The following is a 15,082-nucleotide window of genomic DNA, read 5'->3' as shown; positions in this document are numbered from 1 at the left end:
CGCATCGGACGGTGCGAACGGGGTTGGTGGTGAAGAGGCGTCGTACTGCACCGGAAGGGAGGGCGCCGAAGTCGTCGTCGAGTTGGTCGCCGGTCGCTGCCAGGTCGGCTGCCTGCAGGTCGGCGCTCGCGGCCGTGATCAGCGGTCCAGAAGAAGTAGAGTGGTGATGTGGGCAAGTCGTCGCCCGGAACGCCGTGTGGCCTTCCGGCGGATGTCGTGAGTTTCGTCGGGCGTCGGCAGAAGAACGCTCAGGTCAGGTCTGTGTTGATGGCGCGGGCCGCCAAGCTCTTCGGGGTCAGCGGCAAGCCCTTCGAACCGATCAGCGACTTCTTGTCCGGGTTCGGCTACTACCTCAATTGGCACGATGGGGCCGAGGCCCGACCGCGCGATGCCCTTGGCGATGAGGCATTCGACGACGCCTACGAGGTGGGGCGCGGCATGTCGCTTGATGCGGCCATTGCCTACGCGCTGTCCGAGGGCGCCAAGGCTGAGGCGGCCGCTCCGTTGTTGAGCTCACCGCTGACGAGGCGCGAGCATGAGGTCGCCGCGCTGGTCACCAAGGGATTGTCGAACACGGAAATCGCTTCCAATCTGTTCATCGCGAAATCGACCGTCGAGGCCCCCGTGGAACACGTCTTCTTCGAGCTCGGGTGCAACTCCCGGACCCAGCTCGCGACCTGGTTGACGGAGCAGAAGACGCCCCACCGCAGTGCCGACGATGATTTCGGGGGGTGAGGAGCATGCGTGCCGGGCGGCAGGCGGGGAACTTGCCGGGTGAGAGCAGCAGCTTCGTCGGTCGCCAACACGAGGTGACCGGGGGCAAACGGGCATTGTCCAGGGCGCGGTTGGTGACTATCACGGGGCCACCCGGGGTGGGCAAGTCGCGCGTGGGCCTGCGCGTGGCCGCACAGGTGCGCCGGAGATTTCCCGACGGGGTGTGGCTGGTGAGGCTTGCGGAGCTGGACGACGGCGCTCTCCTGCCGCACACCGTGATGAGCATCCTCGGAGTCGGCGACTGGTCCTTGGGACGGCCGATCGACGCACTGTCGGAGTACTTGGTGTCTCGGCGGTTGCTGCTCGTTCTGGACAACTGCGAACATCTCGTTCAGGACTGCGCGGATCTGGTGAACGCGCTGCTCAGGAAGGCGCCCAGGTTGCGCGTCCTGATCACCAGCCGCCAGGTGCTGGGCTCCGACGGCGAGCACGTGGTGACGATCCCGCCGTTGCCGGTTCCGGAGAGCGCCGCCGAGATGTTCTCGATGGAGCCGGCGCAAGACTGCGCATCGGTGGAATTGTTCGCCGAGCGTGCTGCGGAACTGGCCCCGGGCTTCACCGTGGACGTTGCCAACTGCGACGCGGTGGCCGAGATTTGCGGTCGGCTGGAAGGGCTACCGCTGGCGATCGAGCTGGTAGCGAAATGGCTCCGGACGATGTCGGTCGAAGAGATCCTCGCAGCGTTGGATGAATGGCCTGAGACCGGCGTGGCCGGGTTACCTGGGCCTGGCGTCCGAACGGGGCGCCACCACGAGACGTTGCCGGCGATCTTCGACTGGAGTTTCGAGCTGTGCACGCCGGCCGAGCGGATGCTGTGGGCGCGGTCCTCGGTGTTCGCGGCGGATTTCGACCTGGATACGGCGGAAGCAGTTTGCTCCGACGAGGTGCTGCTGCTGCCAGAGGACGTGCTGGAGCTGGTCGTCGGACTGGTGGACAAGTCCATCCTCAGCCGGCAGGACCGTGCCGGGTGCACGCGTTACCGGTTGCTCGACCCGACCCGTCAGTACGGGAGGCAGCGGCTTCACGAGTCAGGGGAGGGAGACCTCCTGCGGCGGCGGCACCGGGACCACTACAGCTGGTTGGCCGAGCGGGCCGAGGCGAAGTGGTTCGGTCCCGAGCAGGTGGCCTGGAATGAACGCATTTACGCCGAGCATGCGAACCTGCGAATGGCACTGGAGTTCTGCCTCATCGAGCCCGGAGAGGCGCGGACCGGCTTGAGGTTGGCCGGGGCGCTGTGGTTCTGCTGGGTCGGCGGCGGTCGGGTCGCGGAGGGTCGCTACTGGTTGGATCACCTGCTTGCGCGAGCGACGGAACCGAGCAGGGAGCGGGCGAAGGCGTTGTGGACCAACGCCTGGGTCGCCACCATGCAGGGGGATACCAGCCCTGCGCTGATCATGCTCGACGAGTGTCGTGATCTGGCACGCAGCATCGGAGACGATGTGGAGCTGACCTCCGCGTTGTGCGTGTCCGGCTACGCCGAGCACGTGCGCGACAACCAGCAACGTGCGGTGGCGTATCTGGAAGAAGCCCTGGCGAGGGAGGACGCCGCGGGGCAGCCCAGCGCAGTGACCGTGGTGAGCCGCCCGATTCTGGCCAGTACTGTGCTCCTTCTTGGTGACTGCGAGCGGGCTCGTGCTCTCTGCGAAGAATGCCTGGCGATGCGTGACGCGTACGGCGTTCCCTGGTCGGGCTCTTGGGCACTGTGGGTGCTGGGCCTCGTGGCTTGGACGGAAGGCAACGCAGAGCAGGCCAGCTCATACGCTCGGGAATGCCTACGGCTCAAGCAGCAGCTCAACGACCTGGTCGGAATGGCCATATCCATCGAGCTGCTCGCCTGGTCCGCGGTCGACCAGGACGCTGAAAGCGCCGCTCGGTTGCTGGGGGCCAGCCACACCTTGTGGCGCGAGATAGGCAGGCCGCTGTTCGGCTTCCCGCCGTACGTAGCCCGGCATCGGGCAAGCGAGGAACAGGCCCGCATGGTTCTCGGCTCGCGGGCGTTCGACGTTGCTTTCGAGGACGGGAACAGCCTCACCTGCGACCAGGCCATATCCTATGCGCTAGGGGAAAGCCGTGATCGCGTGTCCTGACGGAACCATCATCGCCAGCCCTGCAAGGGGTTTTCCCGAATCACATGTCAGGCATCCCCGGCTGATTGGGGAAATCCCGACACACTCGGGTGGCCATCGGTCAGGCTGCAACGAGCGAGGCACTGACCCCAGGGCGTGTGCAAGGTTGACCTATCCGGTTTAGGTAGTTTCGGGCGGGAAGGTGGGTGGCAGGTTGCCCAGGTGGTGGACAGGTTGGCCAGGTGGTGGACCGTTTCGATACCGGCGGCTGTGCCGTTCGGTCGGCGCCAGCGCCATATCCGGTTCGCAAGTTTCCGTCCAGAACAAAGACCTTCCAGGCTGCGGGTCCTGGCACGTCCGTACCCGCCCACGATTTCCATTGAAATTGCGGAGGTTGTCCACCGAAAGGGCCGGCAGCACCGAAAGGGCCGGCAGCAGCCGCTGCCCATATAGGATTCCCCGTCCACCGCCTCCAGCGCCCGCCAGAGACCGTCCACACGACCCCGCAAGGACTCGACTGTGGGGGTGGGCCGGTCAAGCACAACCCGAACCAGGGAAGCCAAGAACACAAGAGCGCGGCTCCTGGACAGACCGTCACGGCTTGAACAACCCGATGATCTCCCACCGGAAACCGCGCCCTCGTCTCGCGTCCTACCTGGACAAAAACCCGCCGCAACCCTCAGATCAACCTTGCACACGCCCTGGACCTGACCCACGTTCACCGGGCGGAGCAGGATGCGGTGCTCGGGATTGATCAGTTCGGCGACGGCATGTCGGTTTCACAGAGCGTGGGACAGGCACGTGCTACCTGGGAGGGCGGACAGCGTCTCGTGACGCACCGGAAACCGTGCCAGATCCAGGATTCACCCGTTCGGCGGCGATAATTGTCTTCATCGGCCGCACCAGCCCGAATCAGCGCGGCTGGCCAAAGGCACGCCAGCTACCTGGTCGCCTAACCTCAGCAACAAGTTTCTGCCGAACCCAGGACTCCCACCTGTGGTAGGAGCGCATTGCGCCATTAAGACTCTTGCCCTCCCGCCCGGCCACCCCATACCGTGGCTTACGGATATGCGCTGGGGTGACACACGCGAATCCGCCCTGGGCGGATGGGGGTATTTGGACATTTCGTCAAAACTGCGTTGCCTGTGAACGAGCACGGTAACGGACCTGGTGGAAACGACAGTGTTCCGCCTGGTACCGGCTCGATGCGTTGACACATTCGGCACACCGCCGTACTGGGGCATATTCGTCGCGACGCGTCCCAGGAGTGATTCGCGACGTCCTAAAGCGCCTGCACGGGCTCAATTTATTTCTCGCAGCAAGCCGTTGTGGTTGAGGAAGGTACATGTTCACACACGTAGATCTCCGGACGCGGTTCGGCGAGCGGGGCTATGGCGGCCTCTATTCGTCGGAAAGTCTGGTAGCCGTTCTGGAGGAAGTGGAGACCGCTTTCCTGAAGGCCCGGGCCGACGACGCGTTCATGGACAAGTTCAAGGACGTGCTCCGCAACTTCGCTGGTAGGGCGACACCCGTCATGTACGCCGAGCGGCTGTCGGAAAAGTACGGCAGGCGGATCTTCCTCAAACGGGAGGATTTGCTGCACGGAGGTGCGCACAAGACCAACAGCACGATTGGTCAGCTGCTGCTGGCCGAGTACATGGGCAAAACGCGGATTATCGCCGAGACCGGGGCGGGCCAGCACGGCGTCGCCACGGCGATGACCGGAGCGAAGCTCGGCCTGCCGGTCGAGGTCTACATGGGTGCCGTGGACATCGAGCGGCAGCAGACCAACGTCAAGCGCATGGAACTGTTCGGCGCCCAGGTCCACCCGGTCACCAACGGCGGCGCCACGTTGAAGGACGCCATCAACGAGGCGATGCGAGACTGGATCACCAACGTGGGCAGTACCTACCACTGCTTCGGCACCGCCGCCGGGCCGTACCCGTACCCGTCGATGGTCAAGTTCTTCCAGTCGGTCATCGGCAACGAGTCCAGGGCTCAGATGGTGGAGATGACCGGCGCGCTGCCCAGCGCCGTCTTCGCGTGCATCGGCGGTGGCAGCAATGCCATCGGCATGTACTCGGCATTCGAGGACGACCCTGACGTGCTCTTGTTCGGCGCCGAACCCGCGGGTGCCAGCGAGGACCCCGACCGGCACGCCGCGACCCTCACCCGCGGAACCCCCGGCGTGTTCCACGGCATGCATTCGCTCTTCCTGCAGAACAGCGAGGGGCAGATCACCAACACCCACTCGATCGCGGCGGGCTTGGACTACCCGGGGGTCGGGCCGGAGCTTGCGGCTATGCAGGACTCTGGCCGCGCCACGTTCGAGGCGGTTTCCGACGAGGAGACGGTGAACGTGTTCGCCGAACTTTCCGAGTTGGAGGGGATCATCCCGGCGTTCGAGTCGGCGCACGCGCTGGCTTTGGCGTTGCGCAAGGCCGAGGAACTCGACCCGGAGGCGACCATCCTGGTCTGCGTGTCCGGCCGGGGCGACAAGGACCTGGAAGAGTACTGGAACTACCGAGGGATTTGAGCAGATGAACCGATTCGACGCCGCTTTCCAGCAGCCCGGCCGGAAATCTTTCATTCCATTCTTCACCCTGGGCGACCCGACCCGTGCGGAAAGCATGCGGCTCATCCGCGCGGCGATCGACGCGGGTGCGGACGCGGTCGAGCTGGGCTTCCCCTTCTCCGATCCAGTCACCGACGGACCGGTCAACCAGAGATCGATGCGGCGGTCGCTGTCGTCCGGGATGACCTACAACGGCTGCGTGGAAATGGTCCGGGAGATCCGGGCGCTCTACCCAGACCTGCCGATCGGGCTCCTGCTGTACTGCAACCTGCTGTTCAAGCGGGGTGAGCGGGCGTACGCCGAGTTCGCCGAGGTCGGCGTCGACGCCGTGGTCTGCTCGGACCTGCCGCTGGAGGAGTCTGGCAGGCACTGTGAACTCCTGGATGCCCACGGCATCGGGTGCATCCAGATGATCGCCCCGAACACGCCGACCGAGCGCGCGGCGCGGTTGATCGACGGGTCAAGCGCGTTCACGTACGTCATCAGCCGGTTCGGCACCACCGGGCCGAGCGCGCGGTTCGAGGACGACGCGGTGCACCGCGTGGCCCGCCTGCGCGAACTGTCGGACAAGCCGCTCGTGGTGGGTTTCGGGATCAGCAGCAAGGAGCAGGTGGCCGACTTCTGGAACGCGGGAGCCGACGGCGTGATCGTCGGCAGTTACTTCAGCCTTCTTGTGGAGCGGAACCTGGACGACCTGGGCGTCGCGCGCAAGGAGATCGACGAATTCGTGCGGGCGGTGAGGAGCTAAGAACTGTCTCGAAAGTGGTTCGCGTAGTGCTGCGGGTAGCGGCGCCCGTAGGCGTTGCCGTCGCCCTCTCACTGTGGGATCGCCAGACATCAGGTATGTCCACGGGACGGTGCGATTTGAGTCCCACACTGCAAGCGGCCGACGCCGCTTGTAGAACATGAGCGAAAACACCAGCCGCCCTGGGCGTCTCGCTCCGGGGATTCGGTGAGACCGGAAGCGCGCCTGTCGTGGTAAGCGGCGGGGCGGAGGAAATTGCAGCGGTGGACCAGCCGCAGGAGGGGCTCTCGCCGACATGCGCCGATCCGACTGGCTGCGTTTGCTAATCCTGAGCGCGTTGTGGGGAGCTTCATTCATCTTCCTGAGGGTGCTGGCACCCGTCCTCGGGGCGACGACCACCGCAGGGCTGCGCATGGGGATTGGTGGGCTGGCTTTCCTGCCATACTTCGCCGTGATCCGCTTCCACCCGCGATTGCGCGCGCACTGGATGCATTATCTGGTGGTGGCGCTGTTCAACGTGGCCGCGCCGATGATGCTGTTCTCCTACGCATCAATGCACATACCGGCGTCGTACTCGGTCGTCATCAACTCCAGCACACCGTTGTTCGGCACGCTGCTATCGGCGGTCTTTCTGAACCAGCGGCTCACCGTACGCGGTATCGCCGGGCTCACCCTGGGTATGTTCGGGGTTGCGCTCGTCGCGGGTGGGGGCTCGGAGCCGCAGGGCACGCTGTTCTGGACGGGCATCGGAGCTTGTCTCGCCGCCGCAGTGTGTTACGCCCTGTCCGGGGTCTACGTGAAGCGCTTCGCGTCGCACCTGAGTCCTATCGGGACTGCGGGGTGCTCCCAGCTGCTGGCGGGCTTGCTGGTGTTGCCGCTCTGGGTGACGAATCTTCCGCAGGTGGAGATCACCGTCGCGATGGTGCTAAATGTGCTCGCACTGGCCGTGCCGTGCACGACCATAGGCTTCGTTCTCTACTTCCGGCTGATCGCCGATGTCGGCCCGTCGCGGGCGATGATGGTGGCCCTGCTGACGCCGCTGTTCGGCGTGTTGTGGGGTGTGGTGTTCCTGGGTGAACGGTTGACGGTTTCCCTGATCGGGGGGTGCGCGCTCATCATCGTCTCGGCCGCTATGGTGCTGATCCGCACTGGTGACAAGGCCCAAACGAAGCAGCCGGCGAAATCCGCTCTTCACTAGTTTGGGTGCGGGTCACCATATGCCCGACACCAGCGGTGCCGTGTTGACGGTTTCGCCGAGGCGATGCGCAACCCAGCGGCGGGCGACTGCTACCAGCGGGGCGCGCTGCGGACCCGGGTCCACGCGGAACATGTGATGCCACGCCCCGAGCACGGCGACTGCGAAGTCGGTGCGGGTCTCGTCGGTCACGGTGCGCCATGCGGGAAACGTCGCGGCGGTCCAGTGCTCGGCGGCTTCCGGGGTGTGGCCGGCTTCGATCAGCCGGAGCACCAGGAATGCCGGCCCCCGGGGCGGCGCGGCGCGACCATGCCCAATCGACCACCCGGGCCCGGTCGGCGACCAACACGTTCAGCGGATGCAGGTCTGTGTGCGCGAGTGTGTCGCCGTCGAGTGCCTGGAACGTGCGGCGTTCGCGGTCGATGAATTCGCCGAGCCGGTCCCGCAGCCAGGCCGTGGGTTCGGCGGCCGGGTCGTGCGCCAAGCGCCGCCAGGCTGCCAGGCGCGCCCACTGCTCCGCCAGCCGGGGAACGTCAAGCGGGCACGGCGTCAACGCGTCGCCGAGCACACGCACTGTCGCGGCAACCTGCGGAAGGTCCGGCGAACCCGGCGAGAGATCTGCATGCCGACCGGGCACGTGTTCGAACCCGAGCAGCAGCCACCTGTCGACCTCGACCTGCCACAGCAGCCGCGGCGCCACGGCCAGCGGAAGGTACGAGTTCACCTGCGCTTCGTGCCGGTGCATCCGGGCTCGTGGGGTGTCGAGCCGGACGCCTTTGCAGAACAGGACGTGTCCGCCACCGGTGTGCAGGGTGGCGGACACGTCCGAGTTCCGCCCGGCGTCCGGGAGCACCGCCCGTGTCACCGTGCCGCACTGGTCCTCGATCGCGGCACGCACGGCGGTCGGGAGTTCGCTCCAGTCACGTCGGGTCAATGGGTGCTCACTTCTTCGGCGGCGGGTCGTCGTAGCAGCCGTTGTGACGCTGACTGCACAGAGTCGCGCTCTCGGTCGACCATAGCTCGCGGTCTGCAGCTCGCGGTCAACGACGAACCCGGCCCAACCCATCGCCGCGACCTTGCGGCGCCGTACCTCGACGGGGTTGTCATCGGGCATCGTGTCGGCGACGTCTTCGGGCACAGCGGCCAACCACGCGCTGGTCGAGGACGCCGGCATCGGGTTCGCCGGGTCGCTGCCGTGGAAGCCGAGATCGCCGCGCTCTGCCGGCCTCGCTGGGTCGGCGAGGTCCTCACCATCTCCCTGACCGGCCACACCCCGGCCGAGTTCCGCTTGGCGTGGCGCACCGACCAGAAAGCCCGCAAACGTCTGGAGAACCGGTTCTTCGGCAAGCGGATCCTTTTCCCCAACCGTACTGAGTGGACAGTCGCAGAGGTGGTCGCCGTCTACCGGTCGTAATCTGAGGTCGAGTCGGGTTTCCGGCGGATGAAAGACCCGCAATGTCAATCACCCCGGCACTCGACGCTGCATGGGACCACACCACGTTGGTCACCGATTGGCCCATGTGGTCGTGCCGCCCCAGGCGGGGAGCATCACGTCACCGACGACCAGCGCAAGAGCAGCACCGTACCGGGAGCGCGACACTGCCTACCGCGAGGACGACCAGAACGCCCGCGCCGGAATCGGTCCAGGGTGACCAGCGCAGCCCGACTTCGACGACCCCGCCTGCCTGAATGGACGCGTGTTGATGCCCATACGGGCAAAGTCATGGCCAAACGCTGTCGTCCCTAGCGACAAAAGAGTCAGAATTCGCCACGATATTTGCGATCAACGACATTTGTTCCGATTGGCGGCAGAATCAAAACCCCAGGTACAACACCCAGGGGGCCAGTTTCCGCAAGCCGAATCGGAGAATGCTGCCGGACGCGGAGGGTGGGGAGCGCCTGAGACCATTCTGAATGTCGTGCAGGCCCGCCTTGTGGCCCCGTTGCTTGCGTGTGAATCGGCGATCAATGGCACGCATTTTCTCTAAGCAATAATTGTGCGAAGCGGCGTGCTCTCGTCGCCGCGGCTTTCCCCGAACGCAACTCATGCGCCGCCGCGAAGACCCCGGCTCCCGCCCGGCCCCGCAACCGCCGTCAGCAGCTCACCACGGAACACCCGGCGACCGCGCACCGCGACCTTCCATCATGAGCCCGGTCTTGAGCACCAACACAATACCAACCAACGCCGCCCACCCTCGGTCAGCAACCACTCCGGATGCCGATCCCGAACGAAGCGGACGCGGCGGCAACAACGCTTCCCCGCCCCACGATCCGCCCAGTACCAGCCCTCGACCACCCCAGCAGCATCCCAAAAGTCGATCATTCGCCAGAATCAGACACGCCAATCATCCTGAAACGAGTTGCAACAGCTCCTGGTCAATTTGACACAACGGATTGCCCCATTCTTGTCAGCCCTCCGGGAACGTCGTGAACACCCTAGGTCGCAGGAGCCCAGATGGAATTCGCATATTCGGCACGTCTTGCGGAACTCAAGCGGCGCGCCGGGGAGTTGACGAAGCAATTAATGTCCTACGAGGACGAGTGCGAGCGGAACGGCAGTCTCTCGGAAGAGAGTCGGCACCACGTCAAGGCTCTCGCGCTGGACAGCGGTCTCGCGGCGATGAACGCCCCGGTCGACTCAGGTGGTGCTGGCCTGTCCTGGCTGGAGCAGGTCGTGGTGGAAGAGGAGCTGGGCCAGCTGACCAACGGGCTATGGGCGGCAGTCTGGCGTCCCACGGCGGCGGAGCTGCTCGCATGTACGGCGGCCCAGCGCGAGCAATACCTGATTCCAGAAGTCCGCGGGCTCAGGTTCGGCGGTCGCGCCATCACCGAGCCTGCGGCCGGCTCTGATCTGCGCGGGATCGCGACCACCGCTGTCCGCACCACCAAGGGTTACCGGATCAATGGTGAGAAGTGGTTCGTCACACTCGGAGACGTCGCCGACTACTTCGTGCTGCTCGCCGTAACCCAGCCGGACAACGCACCAACCATGTTCCTGGTGGACAAGGACCTTCCTGGTGTGGAGTGCATCGAGGTGCCCCGCTACACGCACCAGTTCGCGTTTGCGCACCCGCACTTCAGGTTCACCGACGTGGAAGTCGGTGAGGACGCGGTACTCGGAGCCGTTGGCGAGGGCCTCAGGCTCACCCAGGCCACGTTCTCCGAAGAGCGCATCGTCCTTGCGGCCCACGCGATGGGCGCCGCTGAACGGGCACTGGCTCTCGCCTCGGATTGGGCCCGTGAGCGCGTTCAGGGTGGCGACCGGATCATTCGGCACCAGCTCATCCAGGGCATGCTGGCCGACTCCGCCATCGACGTCGCTGTCAACCGCACCTTCGTCCACCGCGTGGCGTGGGAGGTCGACCGCCAGAGCGACCTGAAGACCCTCAACGCCAAGGTCGCGATGGCGAAGATCGCCGCAACCGAGGCGGCGGGCCGGGTCGCCGACCGAGCGGTCCAGATCTTCGGAGGGCGTGGCTACCTGAGGGCGAACCCGGTGGAGCGCATTTACCGCGATGTGCGGCTGGACCGGATCTGGATGGGCACGTCCGAGGTGCAGCGACTGGTCGTCGCCAACGAGATCGACAAGCGCGGCATCTCCACGCTCGTGCACTTCTCCGGGGCGGACCGCTCATGAACGCCACATTGGTGGATCTGCGCCTGACCCGCGAAGCGCACCAGGTGCTCGATCCGTTCCACGGCGTGACCTACCTGGCCACCCAGTCCGTGCAGGCGTTCCACGCGATCGGTCTGACGGGCCCCTGGGACGGCTACTTCGGTGGCCGGGCAGCACCGCTGGGCCCGGTCGGACCGGCGGTGGTGAGCGCCGTCTTCTACCACTTCAAGCCATCGATGGTGGTAGCCGAGATGACCGGCTTGTGGGAGAAGGCAACCCCCACGCAGGCCCTCCACGCACGTCTGACCGGTGTGGACGCCGCTCTCCGCGCGCTGCTGGACGGTGTGCTGGCGCAACGGTGGGTGGCGGAGGCGGCAGCACTGGCGGTGGCGGGAGCAACGGCGTGCTCCGTGCCAGCGCGCCCGCTCTGCGCCGCGAACCAGGCACTGGACCTGCCCGACGAGCCGCACCTGGCGCTGTGGCAGGCGGTGACGACGCTTCGCGAGTTTCGCGGCGACGGTCATGTGGTCGCGCTGGCCGAAGCCAGGCTCGGTGGTGTCGAGGCGCTGATCACCGCGACGGCCTCGGGGATCGAACGACGTGCCAGCATCCAGGCGCGCCGGGGATGGACCGACACGGAATGGGCTGCCGGCGAGCACCGGCTGACCCAACGGGGGCTTCTCGCCGCCGACGGGTCGCTGACGGAACGGGGTAGCGAGACCAGACAGGCGGTGGAGCAACGCACGGACCAACTCGCGGAGGTTCCGTGGCGAGCGCTCGGCGTCACGGCGACCAACCGGTTGCTGGAACTGATGCGCCCGCTCACGGCCCAGGTGGTGTCCGGGCTGCGCTCGGCCAGAAGGAGAGCTGGCAGAAATGGTTGACCCGACCAGGGAGCGCCCCAGCGCGAGCGAAGTCTCTGATCGGATCGCCCTGCGCGAACTCGTCGACAGCTACGCGCATGTTCTGGACAACCGGCTCCAGAAGCAGTTCGGAACCTTGTTCTGCGCGGAAGGCCGACTCGTGGTGCCGCACCCGGCCGGTGGCGATCGTCCCAAGCTCGTGTTCGACGGCGGCGACGGCTGGGCGAGGGCGTTCGCGCTCCTGGCGCCCTTCACCGCCACCGTCCACTTCGTCGGCAACCACCTGGTGTCGATCAGTGGCGACGACGCGACCGGGGAGACCTACTGCCTCGCACACGAACTCTACGACCACGACGGAGCGGGCAGGATGTCCGTGCGCTGCGTCCGCTACACGGACACTTACCTGCGGGTCGCGGATAAGTGGTTCTTCCACACCCGTGAGTTGACCACCGCCTGGATCAGCGACCAGGCACTGATCCCTTCTCGACCCGTACCGTTCCGGAGCGTGTGATGGCCGCGAAAGCCGTCGCCGTGCGTCCGATGGTCCAGCTTCTAGCGTCGGCACCCGCCCACACCCCGCCGGAGCCGATCGCCGTGCCGCCGATGCGACGACCGCATCGGTCGCGGCCGAAGCCCAGACGTCGCGGTCACCAAGGGCGACGGCGAGATCCGCGTCCTCGCGGAGGACTGGCTGTGGGCCGACGACGCCCGCACTCACCACGTCCAGCCACTCGGCATCGGTGTCGTGCCGCTGGCGGCGGACCGAGGTGATCCGGCCGACCCGCACCCTGACCGCTGTGAACGACCGCCACCCGACATCCGCACCGGAAGAAGGACACCATGCTCTGGAACGACTTGTTCGTCAGCGGCACTGGCCGGTACCTGCCGCCCCGCGCCAGCGCTATCGACCTCGTTGGTGACGGCACGATCGAACGCCAAGCGTTCGAGATGTCCGACTTCGAGTCCTTTACCGCCTCGGACGGGTTCACCGCCGCGGAGATGGCCGCAAGTGCGGCGACCGACGCCCTCCGCCGCTCCGGGCACGAGGGCGCCGACATCGCCACGGTGATCCACGCCGTCTTCGATGACCAGGAGCACTACGCTCCCGCCTGTTACGTACAGCGGGTTGTGGGTGCCTCCCGGGCGCTCGCGGTCGAGGCGGGCGCGGGCAGCTGCGGTGGTGCTGCGGGACTCGTGCTGGCCGCCTCGCACCTAGCCGCTGATCCCTCCGCCACGTCCGCGCTGGTTACGGCGGCGGGCCGGTTCGTCGCGCCGCGCTGGCCGAGGTGGCTGCCCGGGTTGGGGCACTTCCTGTCCGATGGCGCCGCTGCCGCCGTGCTGAGCCGGGGAGCCGGGCGGGCCCGGCTGGTCGCCACCTCCTGCACTGCGGCGCCCGAACTCGAAGGCCTGGCCACACCCACCATCCCCGCGGAGGACGGAAGCCGCATGATGACACCGGCGGAGACGGTCGGCGTCATGCCCCACCTCGGCACCCTCCAGACAGCCGCCCGCACCGCGGTCGAGCAGGTCCTCCAGGAAGCCGGCGTGTCGCTCGACAAGGTTTCCCGGTTCGCGGTCACCGGATTGGGGTTGGCGCAGCTGAACGTTCTCCTCCTCGAGCCCCTGGGCATACCCAGCGACCGGACCAGCTGGCCGCTGCACCGGACACTCGGCCATGTCGGCCCGTGCGACCAGCTACTCGGCCTGGACCACTTCCTCCGGGAAGAGTCCATCGAGCCGTCGGACACCGTCCTCGTGATCGGGATCGGTGTCGGCTTCCGGTTCATCTGCGCGCTCCTGGAGATCACGGGATGACGGGCGTCTTCACCGACGAAAGGGACACATGATGCTGGAACCGGATCTCACCGAACTGGTCGACTTCGCCCGCCGCAATTCTCCCTACTATCGGGCCCTCTACGCCGGTGTTGCCACCGACGGGCCGATCCGGGCGGAGGACTTGCCGATCATCGACCACGCCAGCTTCTGGAAAGCGAATACGGTGAAGGACAACCGGGTGCTGACGGCTCGCCACGACGACGGTGTCGTGTTCAAAACCGGTGGGACCGTCAACAGCCCCAAACTGACCGTGTACACCAGGGCGGAACTGCACGACATGGCCAGGCTGCAGGGAGACGGGTACGCGGCGGCAGGACTGCGGACCGGCGACCGGGTTGCCAACCTCTTCTACGCCGGGGAGTTGTACGCGAGTTTCCTGTTCAACGTCCTGTGCCTGCAGGAGACGTGCGTCCCCGTTGTGCACCTGCCGATCGCGGGAAGCCCGTCGCCCGAGGTCATGGCGGACCTGATCATCGAGCAGGAAGCGACCGTGCTGCTGGCGACGCCCACCACGGCCAGCCAGGTCGCGTCGCGGCTGACCGCGCGAGGTGACTCGGCACCCGCGGTCCACCTCTTCCTCTTCGGTGGGGAGGCGTTCTACGACGATCAGCGCAGACTGATCGCCGACGCGTTCCCCAACGCCGTTGTCCGCTCGCTGGGGTACGCGTCGGTGGATGCCGGTGTGCTGGCCGCGCCCGTCCAGGACGAGCCGGACGCTCGCGTGCATCGCGTCCACCGGCTCCAAAAACTGATGGAGATCGTCGACGACGAAACCGGCGATCCGATCAGGGAACCAGGTCGCCCCGGCAGGCTGCTGGCCACGGACCTCGTCCGGCGGCTGATGCCCCTCATCCGGTATCCGGTCGGTGACCGCGCCGCGTGGATCGACTACGACGATCGCCGGTTCCGCCTGCTGGGCCGTGCCGACGATGGAGCCAGGGTCGGTCCGGTCACCGTCTACCTGGAGGACCTGCGTTTGGTGATCGAGGAACTGGCCGGCGACCAGCCCATCGCGGGATTCCAGGCGGTGCAACGTCGACGGGACTCCAAGGACGAACTCGTGCTGCGGATCGGTGGGCAGATCAACGATCCGCAGCCGCTTGCCGAAGCGATATCCGCGCGGTTTGACGAGTTGCGCCCGATGTTCGGCGAACACGTGCGCGCCGGCCTGATCAACCCGCTGTTGGTCGAGTTCGTACCGGCAGACATGATCAAGGTGAACCCCCGCAGCGGCAAGATTGTCCGGCTGCTCGACGAGCGGGTGGCCTCGTAGGACGAGGCCCCTGGACGGGCAGCTTCCTACTCGCCGGCGAAGAAAACTCGACACGGCGAAAATTCGGAAGGTCAACTTCCGGTGACCGCTGGAGAAAAATCGTGCATTCGGATTTCCGAGGTCCTGATCCGCTCTCGGC

12 protein-coding genes are annotated in these 15,082 nt (G+C 66.3%); 11 read left to right on the top strand and 1 reads right to left on the bottom strand.

Translation table 11 applies throughout. The features are described from left to right. The first annotated feature begins 267 nt into the window (after positions 1 to 267). From SSPN_RS0116860 to SSPN_RS0116840, 5 genes are all read left to right on the top strand, one after another. Complete coding sequence (locus SSPN_RS0116860; RefSeq protein ID WP_029535417.1) at positions 268 to 735, top strand: response regulator transcription factor; 468 nt, start codon at positions 268 to 270, stop codon at positions 733 to 735. 5 nt (positions 736 to 740) lie between these two features. Then, complete coding sequence (locus tag SSPN_RS0116855; RefSeq protein ID WP_010696360.1) at positions 741 to 2,861, top strand: ATP-binding protein; 2,121 nt, start codon at positions 741 to 743, stop codon at positions 2,859 to 2,861. 1,324 nt (positions 2,862 to 4,185) lie between these two features. Next, positions 4,186 to 5,376 (top strand): tryptophan synthase subunit beta, encoded by a 1,191-nt coding sequence (trpB, locus tag SSPN_RS0116850; RefSeq protein WP_010696359.1) that lies wholly within the window; start codon positions 4,186 to 4,188, stop codon positions 5,374 to 5,376. 4 nt (positions 5,377 to 5,380) lie between these two features. Continuing rightward, entirely contained in the window at positions 5,381 to 6,163 is a 783-nt protein-coding gene (trpA, locus tag SSPN_RS0116845) for a tryptophan synthase subunit alpha (protein ID WP_010696358.1), read from the top strand. A gap of 292 nt (positions 6,164 to 6,455) precedes the next feature. Next, positions 6,456 to 7,358 (top strand): DMT family transporter, encoded by a 903-nt coding sequence (locus SSPN_RS0116840; protein WP_010696357.1) that lies wholly within the window; start codon positions 6,456 to 6,458, stop codon positions 7,356 to 7,358. A gap of 12 nt (positions 7,359 to 7,370) precedes the next feature. Here the strand turns inward: SSPN_RS0116840 and SSPN_RS53765 are convergent, their stop codons facing one another. After that, positions 7,371 to 7,628, bottom strand: coding sequence for a hypothetical protein (locus tag SSPN_RS53765; protein WP_010696356.1), 258 nt, complete (start codon positions 7,626 to 7,628; stop codon positions 7,371 to 7,373). A 97-nt stretch (positions 7,629 to 7,725) separates the two neighbouring features. Here SSPN_RS53765 and SSPN_RS57720 point away from each other — a divergent pair, with 97 nt between their 5' ends. The 6 genes from SSPN_RS57720 (at position 7,726) to SSPN_RS0116805 (ending at position 14,943) form a co-directional block, all read left to right on the top strand. Continuing rightward, positions 7,726 to 8,769: a hypothetical protein gene (locus tag SSPN_RS57720; protein ID WP_029535416.1), complete on the top strand. Its 1,044-nt coding sequence runs from the start codon at positions 7,726 to 7,728 to the stop codon at positions 8,767 to 8,769. A 1,041-nt stretch (positions 8,770 to 9,810) separates the two neighbouring features. After that, positions 9,811 to 10,992 (top strand): acyl-CoA dehydrogenase family protein, encoded by a 1,182-nt coding sequence (locus SSPN_RS0116825; RefSeq protein WP_029535415.1) that lies wholly within the window; start codon positions 9,811 to 9,813, stop codon positions 10,990 to 10,992. Next, a complete protein-coding gene (locus SSPN_RS0116820) occupies positions 10,989 to 11,855 on the top strand; it encodes an SCO6745 family protein (protein WP_010696354.1) in 867 nt (288 codons plus the stop codon). Before SSPN_RS0116825 ends, SSPN_RS0116820 begins: the two co-directional genes overlap by 4 nt. After that, positions 11,848 to 12,345 carry a nuclear transport factor 2 family protein gene (locus SSPN_RS44195; protein ID WP_010696353.1) on the top strand — a complete coding sequence of 166 codons (498 nt, stop codon included), beginning with the start codon at positions 11,848 to 11,850 and terminating at the stop codon, positions 12,343 to 12,345. The genes SSPN_RS0116820 and SSPN_RS44195 overlap by 8 nt, the downstream gene beginning before the upstream one ends. Before the next feature lie 329 nt (positions 12,346 to 12,674). Next, positions 12,675 to 13,649 (top strand): 3-oxoacyl-[acyl-carrier-protein] synthase III C-terminal domain-containing protein, encoded by a 975-nt coding sequence (locus tag SSPN_RS0116810; RefSeq protein ID WP_010696351.1) that lies wholly within the window; start codon positions 12,675 to 12,677, stop codon positions 13,647 to 13,649. Positions 13,650 to 13,677: 28 nt separating this feature from the next. After that, on the top strand, positions 13,678 to 14,943 hold the full coding sequence (locus SSPN_RS0116805; protein ID WP_010696349.1) for a phenylacetate--CoA ligase family protein: 1,266 nt from the start codon (positions 13,678 to 13,680) through the stop codon (positions 14,941 to 14,943). Positions 14,944 to 15,082: the final 139 nt, after the last annotated feature.

Source organism: Saccharopolyspora spinosa NRRL 18395 (assembly GCF_000194155.1).
In the GTDB taxonomy this organism is placed as follows: Bacteria; Actinomycetota; Actinomycetes; order Mycobacteriales; family Pseudonocardiaceae; genus Saccharopolyspora; species Saccharopolyspora spinosa.
This window is presented reverse-complemented; position numbering and strand designations above follow the sequence as displayed.

Coding starts and splice junctions, on each gene's coding strand:
- SSPN_RS0116860 (WP_029535417.1), top strand. CDS start 268: ATGGCGCGGGCCGCCAAGCTCTTCGGGGTCAGCGGCAAGCCCTTCGAA.
- SSPN_RS0116855 (WP_010696360.1), top strand. CDS start 741: ATGCGTGCCGGGCGGCAGGCGGGGAACTTGCCGGGTGAGAGCAGCAGC.
- trpB (WP_010696359.1), top strand. CDS start 4,186: ATGTTCACACACGTAGATCTCCGGACGCGGTTCGGCGAGCGGGGCTAT.
- trpA (WP_010696358.1), top strand. CDS start 5,381: ATGAACCGATTCGACGCCGCTTTCCAGCAGCCCGGCCGGAAATCTTTC.
- SSPN_RS0116840 (WP_010696357.1), top strand. CDS start 6,456: ATGCGCCGATCCGACTGGCTGCGTTTGCTAATCCTGAGCGCGTTGTGG.
- SSPN_RS0116825 (WP_029535415.1), top strand. CDS start 9,811: ATGGAATTCGCATATTCGGCACGTCTTGCGGAACTCAAGCGGCGCGCC.
- SSPN_RS0116820 (WP_010696354.1), top strand. CDS start 10,989: ATGAACGCCACATTGGTGGATCTGCGCCTGACCCGCGAAGCGCACCAG.
- SSPN_RS44195 (WP_010696353.1), top strand. CDS start 11,848: ATGGTTGACCCGACCAGGGAGCGCCCCAGCGCGAGCGAAGTCTCTGAT.
- SSPN_RS0116810 (WP_010696351.1), top strand. CDS start 12,675: ATGCTCTGGAACGACTTGTTCGTCAGCGGCACTGGCCGGTACCTGCCG.
- SSPN_RS0116805 (WP_010696349.1), top strand. CDS start 13,678: ATGATGCTGGAACCGGATCTCACCGAACTGGTCGACTTCGCCCGCCGC.